The sequence below is a fragment of the Streptomyces sp. SID9727 genome (genome assembly GCF_010550605.1).
Lineage (GTDB): Bacteria > Actinomycetota > Actinomycetes > Streptomycetales > Streptomycetaceae > Streptomyces.
In genome coordinates, this window is sequence record NZ_JAAGNI010000383.1 from 1 (window position 1) to 6,475 (window position 6,475).

The window sequence follows — 6,475 nt, forward strand, 5'->3', positions numbered from 1 at the left end:
TGCGGTGCCGCCCCCGTCGCCGCAGCCGGCCAGGCCCAGGCAGATCAGGGCGGCGGCGGCGAGCCGGAGCGGGCGGCGCGGGGTGGGGGGAAGGCTCTCGTGGTGGCGCACCCGGCGATGCTACCGGCCGGGCCCCGCGCTGTCCGGGGCGTCCGCCGACCGCCCGGGGACACCCCGTGAACAGGCCGTGCGGTCAGATGCCCGGCCCGGTGCGGCGCAGCACGCGCAGCGAGTCCGTGACGGAGACCTCCGTGAAGGCCCCCGATTCCAGCGCCCGCAGATACACCCGGTACGGGGCCTGGCCGCCGTGCGCGGGGTCCGGGAACACGTCGTGGATCACCAGCAGCCCGCCCTCGGCGACATGCGGGGCCCAGCCCTCGTAGTCGCCGTTCGCGTGCTCGTCGGTGTGGCCGCCGTCGATGAAGACGAAGCCCAGCGGGCCGCCCCACACCGCCGCCACCTGCGGCGAGCGCCCCACGAGCGCCACCACGTGGTCCTCCAGGCCCGCCGCGTGCAGCGTCCTGCGGAAGGTGGGCAGGGTGTCCATCCGGCCCACCTCCGGGTCCACCACGGTCGGGTCGTGGTACTCCCAGCCGGGCTGCTGCTCCTCGCTGCCCCGGTGGTGGTCGACGGTGAGCGCGGTGACGCCGGCCGCCCGCGCCGCGTCGGCGATCAGGATCGTGGAGCGCCCGCAGTAGGTGCCGACCTCCAGCAGCGGCAGGCCGAGCGAGGCGGCCCCGGCGGCCGCCTCGTACAGCGCGAGCCCCTCGACCACCGGCATGAAGCCCTTGGCGGCCTGGAAGGCGGCGAGAATCTCCGGCTCGGGTTCGGCTGCCACGGTGTTCCTCCTGGTGGGACGGGTAGGGCGCCATCGTGCCGTACGCCCCCGCCGATGGCTTCGGCGGGGGCCAAGGGGGTGCCTGGCCGCAGGGGTGTCCGGCGCGGCTCGGGTCAGCAGCTCTGCCAGAGGCGGGTCATGACGCGGACGCCGAAGCGCAGCCCTTCCAGCGGGACGCGCTCGTCCACGCCGTGGAAGAGGCGGCCGTAGTCCAGGTCGTGCGGGAGCTTCAGGCCCTTGAAGCCGAAGCAGCGGATGCCCAGGTGCGTGAACGCCTTGGCGTCGGTGCCGCCGGGGTTGCAGTACGGCACCGGGTGGCCGTCCGGGTCCTCGGCGCGGACGGCCGCGCACATGGCGTCGACCAGCGGCCCGTCGAACGTGGTCTCCATGGCGATGTCGTGGTTGACCCACTCCCGGCTGACCGAGGGCAGCAGCAGCCGGTCGATCGTGTCGATCAGCTCCTGCTCGTGGCCCGGCAGGAAGCGCCCGTCCACGCGGGCGGTGGCCTTCCCCGGGATCACGTTGGTCTGGTAGCCGGCGCTGAACATCGTCGGGTTCGCCGAGTTGCGCAGCACCACCTGCATGAAGTCCGCGACCGGGCCCAGCCGGGCGAGGCTGCCCTCGATGTCGTCCTCGTCGAACTCCACCCCGTAGAGCCGGGCGGCCTCTTCGAGCAGGGCGCGGACCGGCTCGATGAGGCGGATCGGGAAGGTCTCGCGGCCGATCCGGGTCAGCGATTCCGCGAGGTCGGTGACCGCGTTCTCGTCGTTGGGCGATGAGCCGTGGCCGGCCCGGCCGGTGGCGGTGAGCTCCATCCAGGCCATGCCGCGCTGGGCGTTCTCGATGGGGTACAGCCGCCGGGTGTCGTCGATCGCGAACGAGAACCCGCCGCCCTCGCCGATCGCCTCGGTGACCCCGGCGAACAGCTCCGGGCGGTGCTCGACCAGCCAGTGCGCGCCGAACTTGCCGCCCGCCTCCTCGTCCGCGAGGAAGGCGAGGACCAGGTCGCGCGAGGGCCGCGTGCCGGTGCGGGCGAAGTGCCGGGCGGTGGCCAGCATCACCGCGACGGTGTCCTTCATGTCGATCGCGCCCCGGCCCCAGAGGTAGCCGTCGCGGATCTCGCCGGAGAAGGGCGGCACCTGCCACTCGGAGGCGTCCGCCGGGACCACGTCCAGGTGGCCGTGGACCAGCAGGGCGCCGCGGGCCGGGTCGCGGCCGGCGATCCTGGCGATGACGCTGGCGCGGCCGGGCGCGGACTCGACCAGCTCCGCGTCGATGCCCACTTCGGCGAGGCGGGCCACGACCCACTCGGCGCTCGCGCGCTCGGTGCTCGTCGGGTTGGAGGTGTCGAACCTGATCAGCTCGGCGCAGAGGGTGACGACCTCCTCCTGGGCCTCGTCGGAGGCCAGGACGGGTGCGGTGCCGGGTGCGGTGCTCATGCTGCTCCCACAGGGGTGGTGGTGCGGGCGGCCGGGGCCGGGCCGTCCTGCTCGTCGGCGAGGACGGAGGTGCCGTAGGGCTTGATCCAGCCCAGCAGGCCCAGGGCGCAGTACAGGACGAAGGCGGTGGCCAGCGAGTTGAGGGCCGGGATACCGCCGTCGTAGAACTTGCCGACGCAGAACGCCGCGATCCAGATCGCGATCGACATCGGCACCCAGGTCGGCGAGTGCGCCGGCAGGGTCTGGGCCTCCCGGGTCTCGTCCAGCGGCTTGCGCATCCGCTTGACGACCCAGTACTCGGCCACGATGATCCCCCCGATGGGCGGGATGGCGACGCCGAGGATCGTGAGGAACTCGGTGAAGTGGCCCATGATCCCGACGGCCGACAGGACCGTGCCCGCGATGCCGAGCACGATGGTCACCGCGCCGCGGTGGACGCGCTTGTTGAAGACGACCTGGAAGAAGTTGACGACGCCGAGCGAGGAGCCGTACAGGTTCCAGTCGTTGATCTTCGCCGTGGACATCAGGACGACGAGCACCCCGAAGGCGCCGGAGGTGGAGAGCACGATGTGCGAGACCTCGTTGCTCTTGACCAGGTGGCCCAGGAGCACACCGGTCAGGCCGACGATGTACTCGGAGAGGATCATGGACGAGGCGCTCTGCAGGAAGACGTGCGAGCCCTTGCGGTTGTAGCGGGTCATCTCCGGGGAGACGATCGCGCCCGTCATGTAGCCGCCCGCGATGGCGGTGGCGGCTACGGCCAGCGGGATCGTGTCGCCCGGCGGCGGCGAGTGGACCAGGTCGCTGAACGAGTGGTCGTTCAGGGTCCGGATCACCGAGAAGGCGACCATGGCGAAGAACAGCGGCGTGACGATCTTCGCGAAGTTCGCCATGTACCGGAACCCGAAGATCACCAGGGCGGTGATGGCGATGCCCGCGAGCACGCACCACATCCAGGCCGGACCGCCGACCAGCGCTGAGACGCTGTCGCCGAAGATCTTGTTCTGCACGCCGAACCAGCCGACCAGGCTCACCGCGATCACGAAGCTGACCAGCGCCGAGCCGTTGCGCCCGAAGCCGACCCAGCGGGTCAGCATCGGCGTCGCCAGTCCCTCGCGCATCCCGGCCAGGCCGATCGCGAAGATCACCACTTCCAGGATCACCGCGCCCAGCGTGAACGCGAGGAACGCGTCGCCGAAGGTCATCCCGACGCCGATGGTGGCGCCGAGCGTGAACTGCGAGATCGAACCGGACTGGGCCAGCCACTGGAGGAGCATCGACCAGAAGCCGAACCGCTTGTCGCGCGGGACGCGCGAGAGCGCGTAGTCGTCGCTGCCGATGCTCTTGGGCGCGGGCGCCACGGCACCGGACTGCGGGGCGGCTGCCATCAGGACTCCAGGGGGGTACGGCCGAAGGTCTGCAGGTGGGTCAGCGAGCCGTAGCGGCTGACGAGGTTGTCGAACTCCACCGCGTCGTGGAAGTCCAGCCGGCCGTCGCCGTACGCCTTGGCGACCTCGACGGCGTAGCGGGCGGCGGACGCGATGTCGCTCTCGTGACTCGCGCCCGTCCCGCAGCCCGGCACCGCCGCGGCCGAGGTGATGGCCAGGCCGATCACGGGGGCCGCCGTCGCGGTGGACGGCTGGAGGATCGAATTGATGTGGTGTGCCCCATTACCGTACGGGGTGATGTCCTGGGTGGTCACCGGGTACGTGACCAACGGCTCACCGGTCACCACGGCCAGCAGCTCCCCCAGCTGCTCGTTCACGCGGAGCACCCAGCCCTCCTTCACGGTGGGCGACAGGGCGAGGCCCTTGTGGTTGATGATGCGGTTGCCCTTGGTGGTGTCGATGGAGAGCACGGCCTCCATCTCGCCGGTCACCTCGTGGCGGTTCATCGTGGCGATGTCCACCGGCGAGCCCATGAACGGCACCGGGTCGTGCGGCTCGGTCGGCGCGTCCGGGCAGATGTGCGTGGCGATGATCACGTCGCCGGGCAGCACATCGCCCCGGCGGCGCATGTCGAGCAGCTTGGCGGCGGCGGCCAGCGCCGAGATCGCACCGTCGGCGTCGGAGACCAGACCGGTCACCTCGGGCCGGGCGCCGATCCCGCCGAGCCGGCCCACGACGCCCAGGGTGCGGGCGCCGCCCCCGGCCGTGCGGCCCCGGGAGCCGGGGATGCGGACCGACACGAAGTCCGTCGAGCCCCGCTCGCCGGCCACCGTGGTGACCTGGGCGGACGAGCCCTCGGCCCCCGCCGCGGCGTCCAGGTACTCCACGGCCGTCTTGCCACTGGCCTGGGGGTCGTCGAGCAGCTCGACGAGGTCCAGTACGTACTTCAACATGGGGGCCTTTCTCGCGCATCCGTCACACCCGTCCGGAGTCCGTCAGGGAGCGGGGGCTCCGGACGGGGTGCTGAGAGCAGATTCGGGATCGGATAGCGTTGAGCGCAATGGTTTCCCGTTATCTGCAATTCACGTCTGAATGGTGAGATGGCCATGGCGGAGTTCGAACTCGACCGGCGCACCCCCGCCGGAGCCCTCCAGACCGTCGACCGCGCGCTGCTCGTGCTGCTCGCGTTCGAGCGGACCCGGCCCGACTGGGGTGTGACCGAGGTCGCGGCGGAGTTCGGCTGGGACACCTCCGTCGCCCAGCGGCTCCTCGCCACGCTCGCGGGACGCGGCTTCCTGGTCTCCGACCCCGCCACCCGGCGCTACCGCATCGGCCCCGCCGTGCTGCGCCTGGGCCGGCTCTGGGAGCGCTCGGGATCGCTGGAGCTGCTGGCCGGACCGGTGCTGGAGGAACTGCGCCGGGTCACCGGCGACACCGTGCTCTTCTGCCTGCCCGACAGCTTCCACATGCGGTGTGTGGCCGCCGAGGAGGGCGAGGCGGGGCCGCTGCGCTACTACCCGCTGGTCGGCGAGCTGTACCCGGCGCACGCCGGGGCGACCAGCAAGTCGTTCTACGCCTACCTGCCCGACGAGCAGCGCCACCGGCTCTTCCGGGGCCGCCCGATGGCCCGCTTCACCGACCGCACGGTCACCGACCCGGACGTGCTGGAGCAGCAGCTCCTGAAGGTCCGCGCCCAGGGGTACGCCTGGACCGTCGGCGAGTACGACACGGGCATCGCGACCCTCGCCGTGCCCGTCTTCCTGGGCCGCGAACCGTACGGGAGCCTCAGTCTCGGCGGCGCCGAGGAGCGGTTCGAGGGCGCGCCGGGAAACCGCCTCGACGCGCTGCGAAACGCCGCCGCGCTGCTGGAGAAGCGCCTCACCCACCCGCCGCAGCGCCCGAAGCCCAAGGCCCGCCGCACTCCGCCCGCCTGACCGAACAACCTACGAGGAAGTACCCCGTGAACCTGCTCCTGCTCTCCAACTCCACCCAGTACGGCCGCGGTTACCTGGAACACGCCCTGGACACGGTCACCGCGTTCCTGCCGGCCGGCGCCCGCCTCGCCTTCGTGCCGTACGCGCTCGCCGACCACGACACGTACACCGCGCGCGTCCGTGGCGCCCTGGAACCGGCCGGGATCACCGTGCGCGGTGTCCACGAGCACGCCGAGCCGGCCGCCGCGCTGAAGGAGTCCGACGCCGTGTTCATCGGCGGCGGCAACTCCTTCCGGCTGCTGAGCGCGCTGTACCGGACCGGGCTGCGCGAGGCCGTCGCGGACGCCGTGCGCGCCGGGCTGCCGTACATGGGCGCCAGCGCCGGCACCAACATGGCGGCGCCCACCCTGCGGACCACCAACGACATGCCCATCGTGCAGCCGCCGTCCTTCGCGGCCCTGGGCCTCGTCCCGTTCCAGATCAACCCGCACTACCTGGACCCGGACCCGGCCAGCACCCACAAGGGCGAGACGCGCGAGGAACGGCTCACCGAATTCCTGGAGGAGAACGACGTCCCGGTCCTCGGCCTGCGCGAGGGCTCGTGGCTCCGCCTCGAGGGCGAGGCGGCCCGCGTCGAGGGCGCCCGCCCCGCCCGCCTGTTCACGCGGGACGGGGCGCCCCGGGAGCTGGCGGCCGGGACGGACGTGTCCTGGCTGCTCAGGACCGAACCGCGGTTCGACGCTCCGGCGCGCTGACACCTCCGAGGACGAGGTCGGTGACCGCGGAGCCGCCCCGCGCCGGGCAGGCGCGCGGCGTGTGGCCGGTGGCCGACGCCGCCAGGACGAACGTGCCGGCCTCCGGGGCGGCCAGCGCCCA

At 72.4% G+C, this 6,475-nt stretch carries 6 protein-coding genes; 2 read left to right on the plus strand and 4 right to left on the minus strand.

Going from position 1 to position 6,475, the window contains the following annotated elements; all coding sequences use genetic code 11:
• Window positions 1–193: 193 nt before the first annotated feature.
• From G3I41_RS26925 to G3I41_RS26940, 4 genes are all read right to left on the minus strand, one after another.
• Complete coding sequence (locus tag G3I41_RS26925) at window positions 194–781, minus strand: class I SAM-dependent methyltransferase (protein WP_203601709.1); 588 nt, start codon at window positions 779–781, stop codon at window positions 194–196.
• Window positions 782–951: 170 nt separating this feature from the next.
• Window positions 952–2,277 carry a M20/M25/M40 family metallo-hydrolase gene (locus tag G3I41_RS26930; RefSeq protein ID WP_164402963.1) on the minus strand — a complete coding sequence of 442 codons (1,326 nt, stop codon included), beginning with the start codon at window positions 2,275–2,277 and terminating at the stop codon, window positions 952–954.
• Window positions 2,274–3,665, minus strand: a complete 1,392-nt coding sequence (locus G3I41_RS26935; RefSeq protein WP_164402964.1) for a cytosine permease — start codon at window positions 3,663–3,665, stop codon at window positions 2,274–2,276. Before G3I41_RS26935 ends, G3I41_RS26930 begins: the two co-directional genes overlap by 4 nt.
• Complete coding sequence (locus G3I41_RS26940; RefSeq protein WP_164402965.1) at window positions 3,665–4,618, minus strand: DUF1177 domain-containing protein; 954 nt, start codon at window positions 4,616–4,618, stop codon at window positions 3,665–3,667. The genes G3I41_RS26935 and G3I41_RS26940 overlap by 1 nt, the downstream gene beginning before the upstream one ends.
• Window positions 4,619–4,765: 147 nt before the next feature.
• On the opposite strand from G3I41_RS26940, the gene G3I41_RS26945 reads away from it, so the two are divergent.
• Both G3I41_RS26945 and pepE read left to right on the plus strand, forming a co-directional pair.
• Window positions 4,766–5,599 (plus strand): IclR family transcriptional regulator, encoded by an 834-nt coding sequence (locus G3I41_RS26945; RefSeq protein ID WP_164402966.1) that lies wholly within the window; start codon window positions 4,766–4,768, stop codon window positions 5,597–5,599.
• A 26-nt stretch (window positions 5,600–5,625) separates the two neighbouring features.
• Window positions 5,626–6,354: a dipeptidase PepE gene (pepE, locus tag G3I41_RS26950; protein WP_164402967.1), complete on the plus strand. Its 729-nt coding sequence runs from the start codon at window positions 5,626–5,628 to the stop codon at window positions 6,352–6,354.
• The last annotated feature ends 121 nt before the right edge of the window (window positions 6,355–6,475 follow it).